The sequence below is a fragment of the Mycoplasma haliaeeti genome (assembly GCF_048284645.1).
Taxonomy (GTDB): Bacteria; Bacillota_I; Bacilli_A; order Mycoplasmatales; family Metamycoplasmataceae; genus Mycoplasmopsis.
This window is the reverse complement of record NZ_JBLWAB010000001.1, coordinates 124,881-147,037: the sequence shown is the minus strand read 5'-3', so window position 1 is coordinate 147,037 and position 22,157 is coordinate 124,881. Positions and strand designations below refer to the sequence as shown.

General features: G+C 29.4%; 20 protein-coding genes. 7 read left to right on the top strand and 13 right to left on the bottom strand.

Features of this window, described 5'->3' with window-relative positions; all coding sequences use genetic code 4:
- Positions 1–70: 70 nt before the first annotated feature.
- The gene (locus ACNQ2T_RS00470) at positions 71–3,577 is read left to right on the top strand and encodes an MIP family Ig-specific serine endopeptidase (RefSeq protein WP_418035710.1); all 3,507 of its coding nucleotides are present in this window, start codon (positions 71–73) and stop codon (positions 3,575–3,577) included.
- Between the two features lie 132 nt (positions 3,578–3,709).
- Here the strand turns inward: ACNQ2T_RS00470 and ACNQ2T_RS00465 are convergent, their stop codons facing one another.
- Both ACNQ2T_RS00465 and ACNQ2T_RS00460 read right to left on the bottom strand, forming a co-directional pair.
- Positions 3,710–4,675 (bottom strand): hypothetical protein, encoded by a 966-nt coding sequence (locus ACNQ2T_RS00465; RefSeq protein ID WP_418035709.1) that lies wholly within the window; start codon positions 4,673–4,675, stop codon positions 3,710–3,712.
- 24 nt (positions 4,676–4,699) lie between these two features.
- Positions 4,700–4,921, bottom strand: coding sequence for a hypothetical protein (locus ACNQ2T_RS00460; RefSeq protein WP_418035708.1), 222 nt, complete (start codon positions 4,919–4,921; stop codon positions 4,700–4,702).
- A 329-nt stretch (positions 4,922–5,250) separates the two neighbouring features.
- On the opposite strand from ACNQ2T_RS00460, the gene ACNQ2T_RS00455 reads away from it, so the two are divergent.
- The 5 genes from ACNQ2T_RS00455 (at position 5,251) to ylqF (ending at position 9,594) form a co-directional block, all read left to right on the top strand.
- Entirely contained in the window at positions 5,251–7,122 is a 1,872-nt protein-coding gene (locus tag ACNQ2T_RS00455) for a ribonuclease J (protein ID WP_416755242.1), read from the top strand.
- A 104-nt stretch (positions 7,123–7,226) separates the two neighbouring features.
- A complete protein-coding gene (locus ACNQ2T_RS00450) occupies positions 7,227–7,769 on the top strand; it encodes a tRNA (cytidine(34)-2'-O)-methyltransferase (RefSeq protein WP_416741515.1) in 543 nt (180 codons plus the stop codon).
- Positions 7,747–8,478, top strand: coding sequence for a TrmH family RNA methyltransferase (locus ACNQ2T_RS00445; RefSeq protein ID WP_418006280.1), 732 nt, complete (start codon positions 7,747–7,749; stop codon positions 8,476–8,478). Before ACNQ2T_RS00450 ends, ACNQ2T_RS00445 begins: the two co-directional genes overlap by 23 nt.
- Positions 8,479–8,480: 2 nt before the next feature.
- Complete coding sequence (locus ACNQ2T_RS00440; RefSeq protein WP_416741513.1) at positions 8,481–8,744, top strand: DivIVA domain-containing protein; 264 nt, start codon at positions 8,481–8,483, stop codon at positions 8,742–8,744.
- A complete protein-coding gene (gene ylqF / locus ACNQ2T_RS00435; protein ID WP_416755246.1) occupies positions 8,737–9,594 on the top strand; it encodes a ribosome biogenesis GTPase YlqF in 858 nt (285 codons plus the stop codon). The genes ACNQ2T_RS00440 and ylqF overlap by 8 nt, the downstream gene beginning before the upstream one ends.
- Before the next feature lie 59 nt (positions 9,595–9,653).
- Here ylqF and ACNQ2T_RS00430 read toward each other — a convergent pair whose 3' ends face one another.
- The 11 genes from ACNQ2T_RS00430 to efp all read right to left on the bottom strand — a co-directional run bounded on the left by ACNQ2T_RS00430 (position 9,654) and on the right by efp (position 20,274).
- Complete coding sequence (locus ACNQ2T_RS00430; RefSeq protein ID WP_418019909.1) at positions 9,654–11,300, bottom strand: MHO_4530 family protein; 1,647 nt, start codon at positions 11,298–11,300, stop codon at positions 9,654–9,656.
- Positions 11,300–13,486, bottom strand: coding sequence for an ATP-dependent helicase (locus ACNQ2T_RS00425; protein ID WP_416755248.1), 2,187 nt, complete (start codon positions 13,484–13,486; stop codon positions 11,300–11,302). Before ACNQ2T_RS00425 ends, ACNQ2T_RS00430 begins: the two co-directional genes overlap by 1 nt.
- Positions 13,487–13,488: 2 nt before the next feature.
- The gene (locus tag ACNQ2T_RS00420; RefSeq protein WP_418035707.1) at positions 13,489–14,142 is read right to left on the bottom strand and encodes an RDD family protein; all 654 of its coding nucleotides are present in this window, start codon (positions 14,140–14,142) and stop codon (positions 13,489–13,491) included.
- Entirely contained in the window at positions 14,142–15,161 is a 1,020-nt protein-coding gene (locus tag ACNQ2T_RS00415) for a glycosyltransferase (protein WP_416755251.1), read from the bottom strand. Before ACNQ2T_RS00415 ends, ACNQ2T_RS00420 begins: the two co-directional genes overlap by 1 nt.
- 119 nt (positions 15,162–15,280) lie before the next feature.
- The gene (locus ACNQ2T_RS00410) at positions 15,281–16,129 is read right to left on the bottom strand and encodes a hypothetical protein (RefSeq protein WP_418035706.1); all 849 of its coding nucleotides are present in this window, start codon (positions 16,127–16,129) and stop codon (positions 15,281–15,283) included.
- Between the two features lie 153 nt (positions 16,130–16,282).
- Positions 16,283–16,876, bottom strand: coding sequence for an FMN-dependent NADH-azoreductase (locus tag ACNQ2T_RS00405; protein ID WP_418035705.1), 594 nt, complete (start codon positions 16,874–16,876; stop codon positions 16,283–16,285).
- An 86-nt stretch (positions 16,877–16,962) separates the two neighbouring features.
- Positions 16,963–17,964, bottom strand: a complete 1,002-nt coding sequence (locus ACNQ2T_RS00400) for a nicotinate phosphoribosyltransferase (protein ID WP_416755256.1) — start codon at positions 17,962–17,964, stop codon at positions 16,963–16,965.
- A gap of 41 nt (positions 17,965–18,005) precedes the next feature.
- A complete protein-coding gene (locus ACNQ2T_RS00395) occupies positions 18,006–19,052 on the bottom strand; it encodes an MAGa3780 family membrane protein (protein WP_416755257.1) in 1,047 nt (348 codons plus the stop codon).
- Positions 19,053–19,062: 10 nt separating this feature from the next.
- A complete protein-coding gene (locus ACNQ2T_RS00390) occupies positions 19,063–19,392 on the bottom strand; it encodes a hypothetical protein (protein WP_416755259.1) in 330 nt (109 codons plus the stop codon).
- Between the two features lies 1 nt (position 19,393).
- Positions 19,394–19,711 (bottom strand): MMB_0454 family protein, encoded by a 318-nt coding sequence (locus tag ACNQ2T_RS00385; RefSeq protein ID WP_416741502.1) that lies wholly within the window; start codon positions 19,709–19,711, stop codon positions 19,394–19,396.
- Entirely contained in the window at positions 19,711–20,274 is a 564-nt protein-coding gene (gene efp, locus ACNQ2T_RS00380) for an elongation factor P (protein WP_416738327.1), read from the bottom strand. The genes ACNQ2T_RS00385 and efp overlap by 1 nt, the downstream gene beginning before the upstream one ends.
- A 553-nt stretch (positions 20,275–20,827) precedes the next feature.
- Here efp and ACNQ2T_RS00375 point away from each other — a divergent pair.
- The gene (locus tag ACNQ2T_RS00375) at positions 20,828–22,135 is read left to right on the top strand and encodes a hypothetical protein (RefSeq protein ID WP_418035704.1); all 1,308 of its coding nucleotides are present in this window, start codon (positions 20,828–20,830) and stop codon (positions 22,133–22,135) included.
- Positions 22,136–22,157 lie beyond the last annotated feature (22 nt).

Below are 22,157 nucleotides of genomic sequence, written 5' to 3'. Positions count from 1 at the left end.
CATTTGTGGAAAAAATAATAAGTTATTAATAGAATTAAAAAAATAAGTAAAAATAGAATAAAATTTAAATATGAAAAAGCTACGTAACTTACTTTTAATATCTAGTGCCTCAGTGGCAACTTTTTTGCCTGTTATTTCCTCTTCTTGTGATGATATAAATCAAGGGCTAGAGCAAAAATTAATTGAAAGAATTAAAAAACTTGAACAAGATAATCAAGCTGTTCAGGCTGCTTTAAATGTAAAAATTTCTGAGCTAGAGGCTAATAAAAAAGCTTATGACTTAGAGCTTGCACAAAAAGATAATCAAATTAAACAACATCAAAACAACATTGCTCAATTAAATGATCAATTGGCTACTTTAAAACATCAAAATGAGGCAAAAAGCACAGAACTTAATAATCAAATTAATCTTTTACAAGATAAAATTGATGGTATTAATGATATTAAAGCAAGTTATGAAAATCAAATTATAGAAGCAAAAGAACAATTAGAAGAACTAAAAGCACAATTACATTCAAATCAAGATGAAATAGATAAACTAAGCAAAAGTATTGAAGTTAAACAAGCTTATATCACTGAGCTAGAAGGCAACATTACAGGGCTAAAGAATCAAATTGCACAATTACAAGCACAAATTGAATTAAATAAGAAAACTTTAGCTCAAAAAGAAGCTGAAATTGCTAAAAATGAGCAAGCTATTTCAAATTTAAATAATGAAAAATTAGCTCTAAATCAACAAATTGGTGAACTAAAGAATGAAAAGATTAAATTGCTCAAGGAACATGAAAATGAAATTAATGAAAAAAATAAGAAGATTTCTGCTCTTGAGTCCTTGCTACTAGGTATAAATAAACAATCAGATAACTATGTAAATGCTAAAAATCTTCTAGCTATTTATCAAGCTAATGCACCTTTACAAACTGAGTGTGCATCAGAGTTTAATGCCTTAAAACAAGCTATAGAAGCTATTAATAATGAATATAGTATAGATAAAACAAATGCTTTAATTGCAAGCTATTCAAATGCTCTTACTTCAGCAATTGGATTATATAGTGATGCAATTGCTAAGCTTAATACAATTAATAGTGAATTAGAAAGTCCAACTATTGCTTTACCTACTAATAAATTTGATAATTTAATTGAATACTTAAAGGAATTAATTTATTTAGTTAATCGCAATAAAGTTCAGGTGATTGAACAATATAACAGAATGCTTGAAAGCTATGCTAAAGCCTTTAATATGATTTCAAACTATCAAGTTACCTATAGTCCAATTGTGAATAATGATCAGTTAAACTTACCTAATTTAATAAGTCAAGCTAGTGATGAACTAAAATTCAATATTTGGTCATATATTGCTTTAAATATTTCGTTATGTGATCAAATGGATGTAGCTTCATTAGATCCAATATTAAAAAGAAATTATCAAAATCTTAGAAATGAACTAACTAAACGTAGCTATATTAATTTAAGTTTTGATTACTTGCTTAGCTCATTTCAAGCCTTGCTCAAGGTTAAAAAGGATTTAACTGATGCAAGTGCTAATGCTAGAAAAGAAGCTGAGCAAAATAAAGCTAGTGTACTAGATGCTATCAAAGATTTTGAGACAAAAAATAATGATTTAATAAATTATATTAATGAACTCGCTTCTTATAAAGAACTTGAAAAATTAAGAGAAGAAATTGGAAATGAAAAAGCTAATTATGATAGTATTATAGTTCTTTGTGCTAGAGCTAGAAGTAAACTAGCACAAGTACAAAATGATCTAGCTAGCGTTAAAAAATATTACATTAGTTTAAAACAAGCAACCGAGCAATCAATTTCAAAATTTAAACAATTGCAAGCTGAAATTGACAAGTGAGTTAATGCTAGTGACTACTATAAACAAAATGCTGAAATTCAAGCCATGTTAGCTCAAATTACCACTGGCCTAGCATCATTAGAAACAATTGACTGAAAGGGGCAAGAACTTGATAATATCAATAGCAAGATTGAAGCAAGTAATAGGGCTAAAGATAATATCAAACAGTTATGGGAAAAATTTGAAGCTAATATGAATGCACCTAGAAGCGCAGACGAAATTAGCGAGTTTTACAAGAATAATGCTGCAACAGTTAAAAAACTAATAATTGAAAATAAAGCTACAAAAAATCCAAGCTTTAGTAATTACAATATTTACGATTCTATCTTTAAACGCACCTTTAAAATAGTATTTGAGAATGTAGATGATGCTAAAAAGAATGAATCAACCTTAGCACTTGGAACTGCTTGATTATTAGACTATGTTGATTTAGGAAATAATAAATATCGTTTATATTTAGGAACCAATTTACACGTAGCTAATGCAAATATTGATAAAAATGATCATTCAGATAATAGACAAGAAAGCAAAATTAGCAAAGGGATTCATACAGCTACTTCATTTATCGGATTTGATCCTGATTGAACTGATGGCAAAAATCAATATTACATGTACCAATTTATGAACAATTGAGATTCACATGCTTTATACATTCCTAAGAACTTTTATGTAGCAACCAATTTTATTTCACCAAATAAAGTCAAAGGTAATGTAGCAGCTGATTTTGCTGTACTTGAATGATATGTTGACTTAAATGCATTTGCTAAGTGAAACCCTATGAGCTTTTTGGAAACAGCACGATTCTATGATCCAGAAGCAACTGCTTATGGAAATAATGCTGAAGCAAGAAATGAATATAATAGTTTAATTGAAACAGGTCGCCTTCAAAAAGCTTATGTACAACATATCTTAGATGCAATTGCACAAGTTAATGCTTCAAAAGTAGCAATTGCTAATAAAGCAAAGGCAAACTTCAATTCTAGCTTGCCTTATATTTCAGTAGACTACATGTCAGCTGGCAACATCCTAAAAGAATATAACAAGATGTATCCAGATAATAAGATTACTAGCTACTTATCTCAACCAGAAAGCTACAAATCAGCTATTTATTTAGATAGCTATATGAATGCTAAATTTGGCAATAATAAATTTGACAAGCAACCTAATAATGTTTTTATTGCTGGATATCCAGCTAAAAATGGTAATAAGACTGAAATTAATGGTTCTTGAAGTAAGATTAATGAAAATGGGGATAGTATTTATAACTATAAGGTGACTGATGCAATAGCTGACTATAGTGTTGAATTTAATCCAAAAAGTACAATAGATTATGATGGTACTTTATATGCAAGATATATGTTGCAATTCTATTCTTCAAGTGCTAATAATCTAAGTGGTGGATCCTCTGGTTCACTAGCAGTTAACCAAGATAACTTGCCGATAGGATTAAAATGAGGATCTATTGTTGATGGAGAAACAAAATACTTTGACAATAATTTAAGACTAGTGCACTCATATCGTGATGTTGTAGTCTCATTTGTCAATACTTTTGATAAGCAATTTTATTGAAAAAATGACACTGCTGATATACTGTATGCTTATAACTTAATTGATGGTACTAACAAAGATAACTATCCATATCAAGTTAGTTCATATCGTGAAGAATTAATTAAGCGTTATGGGCCAGAATATAAAACAGCACTATTTGATAAATAATTTTGACTTTTTCTCACTAAAAAATAAAATGCTGCTATAATACAAAAGCACCTTGTTGTTTGGGTAAACAATGAGGTGCTCTTTTTATACTGGATAATGAAAACGCCCTTGCGCTAGGCATGGACGTTTTTTCTATCTTAATTGGATTGAAAGTGAAGCATTACTATTATCAAGCGCTTTACCAAGTTTTTTAATGTTATCAAAATCTTGTTCATTTAAAGGTGTGTATTGTTCAGGTAGGTCGTGATCTAATTCTAAAATGTTACGTTTAATTTCAGCTGCTGAGCGATCAGCCATCGCTTTAATTTGCTCTTCATCTAAACCTTGAATTGCTTGAGGAGTATTTTTTATTGAGTTGATAAACATTTTCGAAATAAATTCTGAATTTTTGTCAAAAATGTTATTAGCATATGTTGCAAAATCTAATTTTTTATTTAATGTTATTTTTGCTTTTATGCTGTAAGAAAGCTTTAATAAGATAGGCTTATCTTGAGGTTTGCTATAAAAATCTTGTATTTGATTACTAAAATCTTGAAGAATTTTGACAGCATGCTTATTATCTTTCATAGATATTTTATTTAGATTAATACTTATTGTGCCTAAGTCTTTGACTTCAGCATTCTTGTATTCATCTAAGTTTTGAATAAAGTTAAAACCTCCAGCTTCACCAGCATCGGCTAAATATTTTAATGGGGTTTTTGAGTTTTGAATTGAAATTTTTAAGAAGTCAGCTGGCATATTTAGAACATCGCTGTAAGCTTTATTCAAAGATGCAATATCAGCATCAGTTAATGAATTGTTTATTTGGAGTATTTGTGATAAATAAGAAGCAATATATGGAAAAGCTTGCATTCCATTTGTCACATAAATTCCTTCTACTTTATTTGATAATAATGGAGCTAGAATTCTGACAGAAAAATCAACATCAAAAGTTTTTGAATTTTGTTTTTCATCTTTCATAAATGCATCTAGATTTTTGGCTAAAGAAACGATATTTTCTTCACTTGGAGCTTGTGTACCACATTGAGCTGCCACTAAAGGTGTAAGAATTGTAGATGTTAAAGTAAGTGGGAATAATATTTTAGTTAGTTTTCTCATAGTTTTCCTTTATTTTATATAAGTTTAAAAAGTTGAGTCCTTAGAACTTGGACTTATTGTAATAGTTTTACTACTCATTCCGCGCAAGCACCCTGGACAGCAGCAACGAATTGCGTTTGGATCGTGGGTAATATTATTTTGCTTAACTGTTGCACTAGTTGTAAATGAAATAGCGCTATAAATTAATGGTGTGGCAATTAAGCCGGTAGCTAGAACGCTAAGTAAAACTTTATTTTTAACTTTCATTTATATCTCCTAATTTATATCTAAAAAAATTATATAAAATTTAGCTTTCTAATATGGAAAAAAAGTAAGTATTTTAGCTTTAAAAAATAGCTTAAAAGATAAATTTCGCTTGCAGTTAGAATTAAAAAAATGCATTTTGCACCATTATTTAAGCTAAAATAGCTTTTTGAGATATTTAGCCTTATTTATTAATAAAAAGCACTTTTACTATATAATTATTTTGATAAATACATTTAGGTATTTTATTCACCCATTTCAAAAGATAATAATTAATTTTAATGAAGCATTTTTTCATTATCTTAATTTCACATAATTTTTAAGGAGTTATTATGAAACAAAAACAACCTACAGAAATTTTTGCTTTAGGTGGTGTTGAAGAAATTGGTAAATCAACACTAGTTGTTGATCACCACAATCACCTTTTCATCATCGACTCAGGTATTAAGTTTGCTGATACATTTAATACTGGAGTTAAAGGAATTATTCCTGATTATTCATACTTAAATAGACCAGAAAAGAAAATTGAAGGTTTATTCATTACCCATGGCCACGAAGACCACATTGGTGGTGTTGTTTATTTAGTGCAACAAACCAGAGTTAAAAAGATTTTTGCACCTAGAATTGCAATTCAATACCTTAAGTTAAAATTTGAAGAAAATCGTATTAAAAAAGACATTGAATTTATTGAAATTGAAAAGAATGAAGTTTATAAATTCCCACTTGGATGTCAAGCAGACTTTTGAACAGCACAACACTCAATTCCGGATGCCTTTGGAGTTAGATTAACAACTCCAAATGGATCAATTATGTGTACAGGGGACTTTAGATTTGACTATACACCAATTGGAAACTATACTGATTTTGCTAGACTAGATGAAATTGGAAAGGATGGATTAACAGCCTTACTTTCTGACTCAACAAATGCAATGCGTCCAAACCACTCACCAAGTGAATCAGATATTTTAACTGATATTGAACGTCACATGCGTTCAGCTAAAAAGAAAACTATTATTACAGCATTTGCTTCAAACTTAACTCGTGTTAAAGTTATTATTGAGCTTGCAGCTAAGTTAAATAAAAAAGTTATTACCTTTGGACGTTCAATGATCCAAGGGGTTAAAATTGGTCGTAAATTAGGATATATTAATGTTGGAAATGATGTTATTATTGATAAAAAAGACTTAGCTAATGTTAAAGATTCTGACTTAGTTATCTTAACTACAGGTTCACAAGGTGAACAACTTGCAGCTTTATCAAGAATGAGTTATGGAAAACACGCAACAATCAAGATTACTAAAGGAGATTTAATTATTTTCTCTTCTAGTCCTATTCCTGGTAATAGAATGGTAGTTGAATTACTTGTTAATAGACTTTATAAATTAGGGGCTATTATTAAAGAAAATGGTGTTGATGGTTACTTACATACTTCAGGGCATGCTTACCAATGAGAACATGATAAGATCTTTACTTTAACTAAACCTAAGTACTTCTTACCATATCATGGTGATTACAGAATGTCACTTGTGCATGGTCAAACAGCAGTAGCTAATGGAGTTAAAAAAGAAAATGTTATGATTCCTCAAAAAGGCCAAATTTTTGAGATGTTAAATAACGTAATTACTCCAACAGATCGCTTTGTTGAATATGGTCCAATTTATATTGATGGAAACACTGTGCTAAGTGTTTCAGAACACATTTTAGCTGATAGAGCTCAATTAAAGGATTCTGGATTTGTTAACATTATTTTCTTATTAGATAGAAATAAAAATGCAATTCTAGCTCGTCCTCAAATAGTAACACGTGGAAGTTTCTTTGTTAAGACCTCTAAAGAATTAATCGAAGAAGCTAAAAGAGTGGCTCATGGTGCTGTGTTATATCACATCAAAAATAATGAAAAATGAACAACTGAAGAACTTGAAGCAATCGTGCGTGAACGTTTAGCCACTTTATTCTATAAAGAAAAACGTAGAGAACCAATTATTGTTCCTACAATAATATACACAGATGAGCCTCAAGATCCTAAACTAAATAAAGCTAAAATTAAATTCTCAAATAATAAAGATGAAGGTGAATTCGAAGCTGAAAATAATGGTAAAAAACTTCGTAAATCACTTGTTCAAGAACTTGAAAAAACTAAGAAATCAATCTTTGGTGAAGTCGAAAATGACGAACTTGATATTGATGAAGAAGACGAAATTTAATCACTTATCCACACAGCAAAACGTGTGGATATTTTTATTTTTACAACTTGCAGCAAGGGGAAAAACACATAAAGTAAATACAATAAACACTGTATAATATAAATATGTTAAATATAGTATTATATCAACCAGAAATATGTCCAAATACAGGGAATATTATTCGTACATGCTTCGCTTTAGGAGCTAAATTACACATCATTAAACCAATTGGATTTGACTTACACCCAAAATGATTAAGAAGATATGGGGCTGGAAGAATGCTTTCAGATATCCCACATGAAGTGCACAAATCATATGCTGATTTTGCTGCTAAATACGGAGATAAAAGAATTTTTTACATTACTAGATATGGACTTAAATCATATACAGATGTAAATTACAAAGAACAATTTGAAAACACTGGTGAAATTTGATTAATGTTTGGTAGAGAATCTACTGGAATAGATAAGAAAGTTTTACAAGACCATTTAGATGATTGTTTAAGAATTCCAATGGTATCTGCAATGCGTTCAATCAATCTAGGTAACTGTGTAAGTATTCTTGGATTTGAAGTTATGAGACAACTTGACTTCCGTGATTTATCACTATATGAAGTAGAAAAAGGAAAGTACTTCCTAAGAGATTATGTTGAAGAAGATCACAAGTAAAAGCAATCCAACTATCAAAGAACTAAAGAAATTACAAGATAAAAAATATCGTGCTAAAGAAGGCAAATTTTTAATTGAAGGCTACCATTTAGTTCAAGAAGCATTAGATGCTGGATTATTATTAGAAACTTTTGAATCTAATCCTGAAAGTATTAAGTATCCTAATTCAACACTAGTAACAAGTGAAATTATCAAAGAATTAAGTGATACTACTACTCCACAAAGCATTATTGGAGTATGTAGTTTAATTCCAAATGGTAAAATTGGTTCTAAAGTATTATTTTTAGATGAACTCCAAGATCCTGGAAATGTTGGAACCATTATTCGGCTAGCAAAATCATTTGACATAGATACAGTGATTGTAAATAAGTTTGATTATTTCAATCCTAAAACTATTCGCTCTTCTCAAGGAGCCTTCTTTAAAACCAATTTAGTTGCAACTAAAGATGGTGCTAGCTTACTTAGTGAACTAAAAAGCCAAGACTACCATATCTATGCCACGGTGTTAAATACACAAGCTAAAAAACTTAACCAAGTGCAATTTAACCATGATAAATTTATCCTAGTAGTAGGAAATGAAGGCAATGGGGTTTCATCTCAAGTACAAGAGCTAAGTGATGAATTCATTTATATTCCAATCTCATTTGAAAGTTTAAATGTGGCTTGTGCAACAGCTATAGTTCTAGATAAAATTAGAAATAAGGAATAAGTATGAATAATAAAGTAAATGACTTATGTGAAAAGATCAAGAATCAAACCTTTAGTTTGAACCTTGAAGGATATAACAGAAAAGAAGTTGATGATTTTATGCAACTTATTTTTGCTAATTTAATTGATGAACAAAGCCAAAAAGAAGCCTTAGCTTCTGAATTAGAAAAATATAAAGAACTATATCAAAAAGAATTATTAAAGAATCAAATGCTTGAGGAAGAAAATAATCGATTATCAAAAGAGGTGGAAAAAATTTATGAATAATAACGAAAATGAAAACAAATACCAAAACTTAATCCAATGATACCCAGGCCACATGGCTAAGGCTATGAAGGATCTAAGAGAAAATGCTAACTTAGCTGACTTATTTATAGTTGTATTGGATGCTAGATGCCCAATTAGTTCATATAATGAAGATTTTGATAAGATAGCTCCTCAAAAGCCAAGATTATTTATTATCACTAAATCAGACTTAATGGATAAAAGTAAGAAAGATAAAATTCAAGCTAGATTTAAGGGTGAAAACTTATTATGACTTGATCTAAGAAATCAATCTTCTAAAAAAGTCATCTTAAATAAAATTCAAAGTATCATGAAAGAAAAAATAGCACGTAATCGTGCTAAAGGGATGCTAATTACTCGGATTAAATCCTTTGTAGTAGGTGTGCCTAACTGTGGTAAAAGTACTTTAATTAACCTAGTTTCTGATAAGAAAACTTTAAAAGTTGCTAACTATCCAGGGGTTACTAGAGAAAAGAAATGAGTGGTTAATGGAGAATTTTTATTCTTAGATACTCCTGGAATCTTACTTCCTAAATTTGATAATCAAGAAAACGCAATTAAATTACTAGTAACAGGAGCTATTAAGCTTGAAAACTTCCCTCAAGAGTTTTGTGCAACAAAAATTTATGCTTTAATTTCAGGGTACTATCCAGAAAAGATTCAAGCTTTAGGCCTTGTACCTAGTCAAAATGATGTTGAAATCTATGCTCAATTCCACCAATATGCTACACTTAATAATATCTTTAAAGATGGTGGTAAAGTTGATTTAACACGTGCTTATACTTTATTTATCAACTGAGCTAGAAACTTAAATGATGTAACTTATGATTAATAGCAGCCTAGTGGCTGTTTTTTATAAAAAATCTACACTGCTGTGTAGATAATTTTAATTTAGATTTTTTTGCCTTCAGTATAGTAGCAGGCAAAGACTTTAGCTTTAAGTACAATTAGCTCGTCTAAATTTTGAGGTGGGTTTTCATAAATAACTTTAATGTTGTTATTTGAAGCTAGGTTAATAACATTAATACAGTCGAAATATACCTTAGTACTATTGAGGTGTTTTGTAACTTTTTCACCTATGACAATGGCTTTAAGCTTAGTATCATTAATAATATTAATTAATGCCTTATCAATTTCATCGATATACAGAGCAGTTGGAATTGAATTTCTAAAGTTATCTTCAATTTTACGTTTTAAATTTAAGTGATCAAAGACATTATTGTAAGCATAAATTAAGCAAATAGGTGAGTCTTTAGTGTTATTTAAGTCTTTATTTAAGTAAACTTCTTGACTAACTTTAACTAGTAAATTATGATTTGCTTTATTAGAGCTCTTTTCAACGTATTCATATCAATACTTTTCATATTCATAGTTAAGAATTGGAATGTTTCTAAAGAAATCATTTCATTTATTATCTGCAACATCATAAGAGTCATTAGATACTGATGCAATTGTTAAATTAGAAGATTTTTGAGATTGATAGTTCTTAATTGGGAAGAAGTTTATATGCATGTTATTAAGGTCTTTATTTAGCAATGAGTTTTCATTACGATATCTCACCAATTGATTATTGAACTCCTTAAATTGAGGGGTATTAATAAAATCAAGTGGTAAATCTAAATAGTTAGCATAATTATTAAAATCATTGAGGATGTTAAATAAAGAGTAAGCAATTTTAGCTAGCAGCATTTCACGTGAATATTCAGTAGCTAATTTGGCATTTTTAAAAATAGTAGCTGCAATAAAACATTTATTAAAGTTAATATTATTATTTATATTGCGAATTTTATTAAGGTAATTATTATAAGTATGCTTACCTTTATCCTTAATTACAAGGAATAAAAATCCATTTTGTCTAAAAATTGGGGTGCGTTTATAAGGCAAGTCAAATTGATTAAATAAGTCTTCGAGATATTCAGAATCAATTTCTTTAGTCATGTAATATGGCTTAAGAGCAAAGGCAATTATAATGTTGTATTCTTGTTTGAATTGAGTATCAAAGAAGGTGTTTTCATCATCTGAGATTTTATTGAGTGAATTAAATTTTTCATTTCGCTTGCTAAAAGTAATGGTGCAATTATATTGGCCATTACCAATTGGATAAATTTTTAAAACATATGAACTAGTAACTTGAGAAATACGATCAAATCAGTAAATTAAGCGTTCATATGGTGTTAATAATGCCTTAATGTTAGCATTAAACGTAAAAGGTATTTCTTGCTTACGGGTGATACCTTCTTCAATATATGAAGTAATATATTGTTTTGTTTCATCATCAAGCACATCTAAGAAAGTGTCTTGTTGAATGAATTTATATTGTTGAAATCTTAAACGTTTGGCATCAAAAATAGTTGAGAAAGCATAATTCTTTTCACTTAAGCGTAATACCCTTTTATTACTTGCATCTAGCATAAAAAGGATAATACCAGATGAAGAACGTGCATAAAAGAAATATAAAGTTAGAAAGAAGAGGAAAGTAAGTAGGATGATTGCAACAAAAACACCTATTACTACTCCAATAATAGATGATGTTGGCATTATTGACCTATAACCTTAATAGAAGAGTGGTTTTTATTTAATGTTCTAACTTTTTTGTCTTTGATAAATTCAACGACAATTTCATTTGGTGTAACTTCTAAGACTTCACCTTCACCAAACATGATGTGGCTAATGATATCTCCAACAATAATGTGGTTATTTGTAACAGTTTCTTCTTCATTACCAAAGTTACCATAGAAACGATTTTTAGCATTTATTATTGTATCGTTAACATCTATTCCCATTTCGGTAATAAATCTTGAAGGAACCTTATCAATTTCAGTACCAATAATTTTTCCTCTTGAATCTGAAATAAAGAGTTTATTTTTAGCTCTAGTTACAGCAACATAAGCTAAACGTCTTTCATCTTCAAGAGTATTTGAATATCTTCCTTTAGCAGAGAATTTAGAACTATGATCCGGTTCTAGTGATCTTCTGTTAGGGAAAATTCCTTCAGACATACCTACAATAAAGACATTATCAAATTCAAGCCCTTTAGCTGAGTGAATTGTCATTAATGAAACATAGTTAGGTACATTGTCATATTCATCTGAAACTGACATTAAAGCAACCATATTTAAGTAGTCAGATACAGTCTTGTCTTTATTCTTTTCTTCTCAATTAGCAATTGAGTTAATTAATTCTTTAACGTTATCTTCAGCTGATCCACGTAAGTTTTCGTTTAAAGCGATGTGTTCATAGTATTTGATTTCTTCAAGGAATTTGTTTAAAGTTACACTAATTTTATTGTGTTGTAAGGCTTTAGCATACTTGATTACAAGCACCATAAATGGATAAATTGATTTAACAATTTTATCATTTGGAATTGGCAAGGTTCTGATATCTTCTTGTAGAGTTCTAAAGAGAGATTTACCTTGTTTTTTAGCATATTCTTTTAATTTGCTAAGAGTAGCATCCCCAATTCCACGGTTAGGCACATTAATAATTCTTTCTAAAGCGATATCTTTTTGTTCAGCAATAACTCTTAAGAAGGCTAAAGCATCTTTAACTTCAGCACGTTCAAAGAATTTAGTTCCATTAAAAATCTTGTGGTTAATGTTTTCTTCAATTAAAGCTTCTTCAAATGGACGTGAGTAATAGTTTGAACGATATAAGATGGCAATGCCTTTAAGTTGATTCTTTTGCTTCTTAAGTTCGTTAATTTTTTGAATAACTCATCTAGCTTCAGCTTCTGGTGAGAATCCATGGTAGAACTCAACATCTTCACCCAGTTCATTAGCTGTAACTAAGTCTTTGTGTAATCTGTTAGTATTTTTGGCAATTAGTTTGTTAGCAGCATCTAGAATTTTTTGAGTTGAACGATAGTTAATGTCTAGAATAATTGTTTTTGCATCTGGGAATTCTTTATCAAAGTTTAAAATTAAGTTAACATCTGCACCACGTCAGTTGTAAATAGTTTGGTCTGGATCACCTACAATAGTAAAGTGAGTATTTTTTCCAACTAGTAACTTAATTAAGTCATATTGAATTCTTGAAGTATCTTGAAACTCATCTACAAGCACATATTCAAATTGCTTTTGGTAAATAGCAGCAACTTCTGGGTGAGTTTCAAGGAGTAACTTAGTTAGGGCAACTAAGTCATCAAAGTCAAGTGACCCTTTTGAAACAAGTTCGTTAAGATATTCTTGGTAAACATCAGCAACTACTTTGGAATATTCAAAAGTTTTTAATTCATCTTTAAGTTCTTTATAGGTTAATTCCATATTTTTAGCATATGAAATATATTCGATCATGCTTTTATAACTAATATCGTGGCTAGAAACACCAAGCTTACGGTAAATATTACCTAAAATTTGTACTTTATCAGGTTCATCAATGATTAAAAAGTCATTGTGGAATCCAAGTAAGCGAATGTGTTTTCTTAATAATTCTGCACAGAAAGAGTGGAATGTGGAGATCTTTAATTCATTTTTTAAACTTTTACTTGTATACTGTAGCACTCTTTGTTTCATTTCATTGGCAGCTTTATTTGTAAAAGTCATAGCTAAAATATTTTTAGGTCTAACACCTAAATCATTGATTAAATAAGCAATTTTACGTGTTAATACTCTGGTTTTTCCTGATCCAGCTCCAGCAATAATACGTAATGATGTGTCAAAATATTCAACTGCTTCTCGTTGTTTAGCATTTAAATCGCTAAGTAAGTCAGCTTTAATTAAATCCATAGTTAATCTCCTTGTATTTGATTTGTTTGATTGTAGTATCTAAATGTTCTTTCTGTGTAGTAATATGGGATAAGAATAATATCTTTACTTGCGATTACTTCAAGGTACTTATCTTCAACAATTCTTGAAGCAAAAGCAATATCAAGTATGGTTAATCTTTTCTTGTAAAAAATTAATAAGATATAACCTAAAGTTTGAAGCAAGAATCAAGTTCCCATTAGTGCAGTAATAATTGCTGTGATAGCTTGAATGGTAGGGCTTGAATTTGCTTCATTCATATCTTTGTATTGGCTCAAATCAATTGAGGCTGTAGCGGAAAGGACAATAATAAAATTTAGTGTTACAAAGAAGCAACCTAAAATGTTGCGTTTTAAAATTAAGGTGTAATGAAATTTTTTATCGACATCTGATATTAGTTTAAGATTGAAAATTCACATGCCAATTGTTTTGCCTCCAATTAGGCATGGGAATAAGATGTAATAGCAATTTAATCAAATTACTATCAATATCATAGATGTGTAGTAGTATTTGTGATTTGTTGTTAAGTTGCCATCTGGCTTGCTAATGAAAATAATGGCGATAGCAATGGCAATGAAAAGAATAAAGTCAATTAAGTTCGAGAAGAACCTTTTAAAGAATCCTGCATTCTTGTACATTATTCTAGATTATCCAAGATTTTGTTTTTGATCAATTTAGTATAGCTTTCTCTTAACATACTGGTTTCAGTATTATCAACAAGCATATACATATTAGTTGTTAAGAAAGTTTGAAAATCATTGCTATCTTCAATTTTTTCAAGCATTTCATCATGCTTTTGAATCAAGATCTTACTTCTTTTTTCTTCTAGTTGTTCTTTATCATTTTTTGAAAAGTGTCTGTAGACAAAATAAGTTTCTGATAAGAATCCAGTTAAAAGCAATTTAACAAAGTAGTATTTAGCATATTTTAATTCTTCTTGAATTTTTAGATTCATACGTTTTGAGTTTTCTTCAATAACTCTAAAGGCATCTATTGCAGTCTTGGTATTAAATCAAGTATCTGAAGAGATGAATTCACGAATAATTCTAAAGTCTAAGTATTTGTATTTTTTAGCTTCCATCATTAGTAAGTAGTTAACTTCTAAGCACATTAAAGTATCATTTGAAACTTTTGGTTTGTATTTAGTTACTTTTTTTACTAATGACTTTTTAAAGATTTTATTGAAGATGAAAGGATAAGTATATGCAATAACATTAGGATTTTTGCTAATGTCAAGCACTTTATCAAATTCACCTCTTTCTTTTGGTTTGAAGCGAACTGTACCAACTAGTCTTGGTTTAAACTCTAGCACATCAACATTGAAACGTTGAGCGTGTTCGATCATATCACCGATAAAGTATCTTTTAATACTTGAGTCAGAGTTAATTACAGTTACATAATCACCCTTTACAATTCTAAAAGCACTTACAAGATTGTGTTGATATGAATTATCTTTTGAGTTAGTTATTAAAACTAGTCTACTTCCGAAGAATTCATAGTATTTTCGAGCAATTTTGAAAATATTTTTAGCTTCTGAGTTTTTATTAACACATAAAATAACCTCGAAACTTTGGGTTTCTTGCTCTTTTAATGAGGCTAAAAATGTATCTACATATGATGCATCGTCACCTACAAGTGAAATTATTGATAATCTCATATTTTTACTCCTTAAATTTATAATTTAATTTTATCATATTTAAATATTTCATATTTAAACTATTTACAATATAGTACAATATAGTGCATTTTTAAGGGAAAAAAAGAAAAACCCAACGATTAGCTGAGTTTTGTTTTAGGATAATAAATTTCAATTAATTGGTCTGCTAAATTATTTAAGTATTTGATAATTGGTTTAGCCATGATGTAAGTACAAATAATGTTTAATGGTAGTGGTAAAATGTTTTTTAATGATGTAAAAATTACTACTTCAATTAATGTGTTGGCTATTTGTTTTAACACAACATCACCTACTTTTGATAATCCAGCAACTAGAAGTTTGTATTCCAAGGTTTTATTTGCTACAGCAGACTTAACTTTAGCAAATTTTGAATCTTGGTTGTTTTTATCTAATATATCTGCATCACCTCAATCTTTATGTGGTTTTCTAAAGTCAAGCTTAATTCCTTTGGCAACTAAATTATCTTTTTTCAATGTAATTTTTAAAGATCAACCTTTGTTCAAATCTTGATCAATTTTAGCAATTTCTAAATCCTGAGCCAAGTGTACCTTTCCATTAACTGCCATAAATGACTTGATTTCATTTACTAATGCATTATATTCAGTTGTTTTTCCTTTTTTAGCTGCACTTTCTGATGTAACTGAACCAAGTGGATTTCCACCAGCATTTTTGAACATTGTCTTTATTGTTTTTGTAAATCATTCTTCATTTACATAATAATTGTTATATGCGCTTTCTAATGCTTTTTCTGCACTAGTTAGATCTTCTTGATTATTTACTTCAATAAGTAATGGGCCAAGATCAAAATTAAGAACAATATCTGTATATGAATCTTCATCCATAAATGCCTTAGATTCAGTATCTAAAGTTTTAGCTAGTGAATTTAATTCAGTTGCTTTAGTAGCAACTAAAGCAATGGTTTTTACTTTTTTTATTTGGTGTAACAACAGCTGGTGTGTCAATAGGGTTGTTGCCTAATTCAGGATTCTTCTTTTTTATCTTCGATTTTATTTTCTTCATTTATTCATTTATGAAATATAGTTTATAAAAAAGAAGTCTGTTGACAAACTTCCATAATTTTACGAATTTAACTTTTAAGCCTATTTTATAGCTGTTTTAATTTGTTCTTCAAGATAGTCTTGTAACTGATCTAATTTTATTTCACTAGTTGGCTTAACTTTTGTACCATATCATTTAATATGTTGAACTTCTTGAGCTCCTAAGAATTTAAATGTTCCTTCTAATCAAGCTGCATGTGTTCCTCATGGATATCATCCTTCAGGAGCTCCTTGAGTTGAAACAATAATAACTTTTTTAAGGTTAGTTAATAGCCCGATTGCATCACCCTTATTTGAATATTTGTAGCTAAAGGTTTTATTCGCAACTGAAATTGAATCAATAAAGTTTTTAATAATTACAGGTGCTGAAAAATTAATCATTGGGTTAGAGATAACTAAGATATCAGTATTTTTAACTAATTCAATCCATTTATCTGATTCTACATCTTGTCAGTAAGTTGACATGTTTTGGCTTGTCATGAAAACTTTTGATAAAACTGTGTCATTTAAATCAATTCGAGTAATTTGATTATTGGGATCTTTTTGATATTGTTCTTGTACTAAATCAAGAATTTTGTGTGAAATTGAAATTTCCTTAGAAAGTACATGTGCATCCAAAAGTAGTATTTTTTGCATATTTTTACACTCCTTTTTAACTTTTTAATAATTTTACATTATTTTGAAATTTTGTCAAGGCTAATAAAAAAGAGCTTACGCCCTTTCTATTTATAAGTAATTAGATTTGGATTTTTTCTATAACTACGGCCTTCTTTAGCTTGAAGTTGTCCATTTAAAACAGTAGCATCAGCTGAAAAAGAATTGTTAAGTTTAAAAATACTTTGTCCTACTCCATAGTAGTCAACTGGTACATGTAGTTCTTCAAACATTTGGATTTTTTCTGCATTAAATCCAGAAGATACTACGATTTTATAATTAGTAGCTCCAGCTTGATCTAAAGCTTTTCTTAGTCTAAAGATTTGTTCAGGATTTACTCCATATTGAGCTTCTTGCCCATCAAACATGTGGTCCACCATGTTTTTAGAAGTGTCTATTCTAACACCTCAAACCTTATCTCCTAGAGCATTCCATACTTTTAAAGCATCATTAATAACATCATTGTGATAATCAATTAGAGCAATTAGTTTATTGTTTGGGAATAATTCATGGTAAGCACGTGTGGCTGCTACTACATCACCATTAAAACCTTGAATTAAAACGTGAGGCATTGAACCAAAAACACTTTCTTCCTTAACTGCTGGGTCTTTTTGTGCTAATGTGGAAACTAATTTAATTCCACCAACTCTAGCTGCATAACCATCAATTTCTTGATTTACATAATGGTCAGCACGATCACCCATAAAAATCACTTCTTTACCTTTTGCAGCTTGCACACAGTGATATGCATTTGTTGCAATAGAAGTGTTACGAGTTAAAATCCCATCAATTAATCCTTCTCAAATACCAAATTCTTGGTATTGTCCTTCTAATTCTAAAACAATGTCTAAGTTGTTAATGTGACTACCTTCAGGTAAATATCTAATGGTATATTTACTAATATCGGTTTGAGTTTTTAAAATATCAAGTACTTCATTGATACCACATAAGATTGCATCATCTTTTCTTTGAAAAAATTGCATTACAATCTTATTTTGTGGTAATTTAGTTGCAAGGATATCTTTAGTCTTCTGAAAATATGAAGCGATATATTTTTCTTTTTCTTGCATAATTCTCCTATTTTATAGTTATAGAAAACAAACTAATTAACTTAGTTTGTTTGATCTTGATTATTATTTTCAAGAGCAGCAGCCTCAGGCGCATCTTGCTTGCTAGCTGCTAGTAATTTTTGATTCTTTTTGTCTAATTTAGCTTGTTTAATTTCAGCTTTATGTTGTGCAATAGCATCACGTGTTTCAGGACGAATGAAGTAAACCTTTTTAGGTTTCTTTTGTCTTGGAAGTAAGATTCTAAGCACCTTACGAAGAGTAAAGCCAATGGCCGGAGCTGTAAAAATAGCACATAAGACCATAATTACATCTAGCACTACTACAACAAAGAGACTATCTCCTGAATATCCAATCGGATGATAGAAGGAAACAACCCCATAGATTGTTACACCTCTTTGCAATTCAGTTCCACCAAAAGGTTTCATGAATTTGTAACCAATAAAGTAAATTGCTACAGTAAATAATAAGTAAGCAATAGGTCAGGCTGCAAAGCCTCAAATTGATCTAGTTGAGATCCGGATTCTTTTACGTTCATAGACAAAGAGCGTAAATAATCCTAAGAATGGTGCACCAGCATGCATGATTAATGTTTTAATCATTTCAAATGGGCGATTTTGAGTAATGATGCTATTGTCAAAAATAACACCTCCTCAATAACCTAACATCACAATAATGATGTAAACCATAGAAGCAAAGTAGAACGTTTGAGCTCTACGTGACTTTTGATAAAATGGGTAAATAAAGAGTGTTACACCCATTAAAACGTTTGACATAAAAGTGAATCAATATGTTGAGCCACCTCAAAATAAGTAGGTAGCATTTGGATAAACTAACTCTGTGATGACACGTTGAGCATTAGGATCTCCAGCTGCATATATTTCTTTGATATCATCAAGAATTGTTTTGCCACCTGGGCCAGCAATATTATATGCTTCAAGTACTCAAAGACTTCTGAAGTGTCATTCCAGAATTGTGATTGTTATATATGTAACAATTAAAGTAAAACCGATTGCACAAGTTAATCAATCTTGTCATTTAAATGTCCCAAATAACCTTGAAAAATAGTTTCTAATTTTTTTATTTTCCATAAATCTTCTTTTATAGCAAGATTGCAAGCAGAATAATAGTAATAATAAGCGCTAAAACTACAATTCCAAATAAGATGGCTCATAAACGATTACGTAAGAAAGCGTGCTCTCTTTTCAAACGTCTAAAAAGCACTTTGTTTGAAATTAAATCCTGGTCAGCGATTTTATGGTCGCGCAATTCAAGTAGCAACTTATTAATTTGATCTAAATATTTTTCTGTTGCTTTGGTATATCTTTTTTTGTTTAAGTTTGTAAATTTATCTATTTCGCTTTTTACCTCATTGCTAAAGAGCTTACGGTAAAAAGACATTTTTTCTTTAGGAAATTCTTTGCGTTGCATTTTAGTAAATGTCCATTAAAACAACTTGTACATTTTTAGGTTTCTTGTCAATTAAACTTTTAACACTTTCTTCAATCTTAAAAGTTAAATCTTTAATTATTGCATATGGATCAATTTCGTTACTTTGTGCCCCACGAATTTTAACATCTATGTAAATTTGTACATTAGAATGATCATCGTCAAAGCTTAGTCTCATATTTGAGAGATTGCTTTTAACGTATTTAGTACTTTCAATCGCGTTAGATACAGCATCTACAATAGCAGATTCTTGTACGATGTAACTTTGATTAGAATTGTACGGTACTGTAATTCAGTTCATTATTTATTTGATTTTCCAACGTATTTTCCAGAATCTGTTGAAACTGAAATAACGTCACCTTCTTTGATGAACATAGGTGTTTCTAATTCGAATCCTGTTTCAACTGTAACTTTCTTTTGAGGGTTAGTTGTTGTGTTTCCTTTAACAGCGTCAGGTGCTTCTGTTACAAGTAAGTCAACGTTTGCTGGTAATTCAACGTCTAATACTTCTTCTTGGAATTTTCTGATTTGAACTTCTTGACCTTCTTTTAAGAAGTTTAATTCTCATTCAACGTGTGAAACTGGAATTTCAACTTGTTCAAATGTTTCATTATCCATTAAAATAATGTTTTCTCCATCTGAGTATAAGAAATTCATTCTTCTTTTGTCGATGTGAGCTGGTTTAACTTTATCTCCACCTGTGAAAGATTTAATTGTTGTAGAACCTGTTCTTAAGTTTTTAACTTTAGCTTTAACGTTAGCTTGACCACGTCCTTGTTTTGAGTGTTGTGCATCTAAGACAACAAAGATTTCACCTTCATCTTCGAATGTGATACCTGGTTTAAATTCATTAACATTAATCATTTTTTCTCCTTTTTTGACTATTTTAGCCTTGTTATATATATTTTTAATTAAATTAAACTAATTATATTAAAATTAGTCTTATTTTTTATAAAAAAATAAGCATTTAATAACTTAATTTTTAGTACTAGACAGAAATCTAATGCAATTAAGTTATTACATTAAATACTTGAAAGGACTAAAAATGTGGAAATTTCCACAATTTGTGGAAAAATGTGGAACAGAGCACAATTTCAGTTATATTAAGAAAATAAATAATATAATAAATTTGTAAGACGCATGTGAATGCTGCTTACACGCTAAACTTTTATAAAGTGGATAAAAAACTAACTTTTATTTATATCGCACTAAATTATGCTCTTTTGCATAAAAATAAATGCCACTATATAAAAGAATTGACTTTATCATAGATAAAGTGTTCCCTAGTAGGTAACTATTAGTGGTTTCAGTATAAAAAAGATTTTGTTGTTTAAAAAAGTGAATGCTTTTTACGCACGGGAGTGCGTTTTTTCTACTTTAAAAATTGCTTATGATAGAATAATATTAAAAGGAAGATATGGCAAGAAATAAATTTAAAATAGTATCAATTATTTTTACAATTTTAGTAATTACTTCTGGACTAGGAGCTGCTGCCTACGGTGTTTCTAAGGCTATTATAAATTACAAGCAAGGAACAGATTGAGAAAAACAAAACCGACCAGTTCTCTTAGAAATGAGAAAAAAATATCTAGACTTATGAAATAAAGCTAAAGATGAAAATGATTATTATGTTACATATAAAACAAATGAATGTATCAATCAAATTGATAATTATCTAAATGATAATTATTTTTTAAGAAACAACAATCCAAATCAAAATGCATTTAATACTTTTAAGGAGTTTTATGACTCATTGGATGGATTATTTAATGAATATATTACTGAATATAAAACTCAAGTTGAGCAAGTTCTTAGCATTTCTAATAGCTTAGAAATGTGAGCTAATAAGCAAAGTGAGCCAATTAAAAAAGCTTTGCATAATAGTAAAGTTTGAAGCAAGATTGTAAATATAAAACAAGAATCAGAGTTTTCGCCAACTAAAACTATAGCCATTTATTGAAAGTTCTTTTATCAATTGCCTAGTATATTGAATTCATATACTGAAACTAATCCAACATTAAGTGCTAATTTTTATAGCTACCTTTATCAAAACATTCTAACATTGTGCAATGAAAAATATTACACATCTTGAGAATGAGAAAACAATAAATTAAATAGTCTAGCACAAGAAATGCAAGCACAAGTCAAGCTAGCTGATAATAAAGATTTAGTCATTGATCAATTAGAAAGCTTTCTGAAAACTGCTTTGGACTATTTAGAACTATATAATCAAGGCAAAATGCAAATTGAAGGATTGAATCACTATGCTGCAGAGATGTCAAGAAAGCAAACTTCAATAAATAATTTTATGAAAATGGATTTATTTAAAGCTCAATATGGCAGTGAAATTGAAAAGCATAAAGAAATGGCCCAAATTGATTTAAATCAACCTTTTGAACAAATTCAACAGCAATATTTAGACTTCTTTAATTTCATTGATCCAATTCTTCAAAAAGGATTTTTACTTCTAGGGTTTGGGACTGAACAATATAAGCCTTTTAAAAATCTTAGATCTCAATTTTATAGATACTTAAAAACACTGGCAAATAGTGATCTTTATTCTCAAGCTAGAGTACAAGCTCAAGGGCTTATTGATAAATACTCTAATGAATTTGCAAATAGTCAAAACAATTCAAGTAAGCTTGAAGAACTTTTAGTGCAATACCAACAAGCATACAATGACTTTGCTAAAAAGTTTACAGATGCCAATAAAGTAACAAATTAGTAAGTAATTTAATATTAGTCAC